This window comes from Rhodococcus sp. ENV425 (assembly GCF_002887785.1).
Taxonomy (GTDB): domain Bacteria; phylum Actinomycetota; class Actinomycetes; order Mycobacteriales; family Mycobacteriaceae; genus Rhodococcus; species Rhodococcus aetherivorans.
The window spans coordinates 1-1,216 of the sequence record NZ_PCZU01000188.1 but is presented as its reverse complement, the minus strand read 5'-3'; the positions used below and the strand labels follow the sequence as shown (position 1 = coordinate 1,216).

The 1,216-nt window shown below is 67.6% G+C and carries 1 protein-coding gene; it reads left to right on the top strand.

The window, feature by feature from the left end:
• The first annotated feature begins 45 nt into the window (after positions 1–45).
• Complete coding sequence (locus CQZ88_RS15865; RefSeq protein WP_102800011.1) at positions 46–1,209, top strand: IS30 family transposase; 1,164 nt, start codon at positions 46–48, stop codon at positions 1,207–1,209.
• Positions 1,210–1,216 lie beyond the last annotated feature (7 nt).

The window sequence follows — 1,216 nt, the reverse complement described above, 5'->3', positions numbered from 1 at the left end:
GGCTGACTCAGGTGGTCCATGCGACACGCTCCCTGACCAGGGGAGATGTCAGTGGGTCGAGCAGCACGAGAGGCGAAGAAGGCTAGGTTCTTCGCCATGCGCATGACGAAGGTGTCGATCGCCAAGGCCGCAGCCGCGGTCGGTGTCAGCCGACAAACCGGCTACCGGTGGGAGGACGAGGCCAACGGCACCGTCCGCCGTGCCCCGCACTGGGAGCACGGCGGACGGTCGTTGTCCCTGGGCGAGCGGGAGCTTGTCGCCCTCGGACTCGCCCGCAACGAGTCGGTCCAGACGATCGCCGCGCACCTGGGCCGGCACCGGTCGGTGATCTACCGGGAGATCGAACGCAACAGCAACCGCGACGGTAGCTACCGCGCCGTGTCGGCCCACGCGCGGGCCTGGACCCGAGCACTGCGACCGAAAGTCGCCAAGCTGATGGCCGCACCCGAGTTGCGCGCGTATGTCGTCGCCAAGCTGAAGCTGCGCTGGTCCCCGCAGCAGATCTCGGCCAGGCTGGTGGTCGACTTCCCCGACCGAGCGGAGATGCGGGTGTCCCACGAAACCATCTACCAGGCCGTGTATGTGCAACTGAAAGGCGAACTGCGAAAAGAGCTTTCGGAGTATCTGCGGCGCCGGCACACCCGTCGGGTGCCGCAGGGGCGAGTGCCGAGCAGTGCCCGCCATATTCCCGACAAGATCCTCATCTCCCAGCGGCCCGCCGAGGTCGAGGACCGGGCGGTGCCCGGGCACTGGGAGGGAGATCTGATCATGGGGGCGCGCAACCGCTCGGCGATCGGCACCCTGGTCGAGCGCACCACCCGGTACGTGGTGTTGCTGCACCTGCCGAAGGTCCGCGACGTGTCCGGCGTCCGCGATGCGATGATCGCCGCGATGCGGTCGTTGCCGGAGGTGATGCAGCGGTCGGTGACCTGGGATCAGGGCCACGAGATGCGTGCTCATGCCCAGATCACCATGGCCACCGACGTCGCTGTCTACTTCTGCGATCCGCACTCGCCGTGGCAGCGCGGCACCAACGAGAACACCAACGGTCTGCTCCGGCAGTACTTCCCCAAGGGCACCGACCTGTCGGTGTACACGCCCGAGGACCTGCAGCAGGTCCAGGACGAGATCAACGGCCGCCCCCGGCAGACGCTACGCTGGCGCACGCCAACCGAAGCGTTCACCGAGCTTGTCGCATCGGCCGCCTGAAACCGCC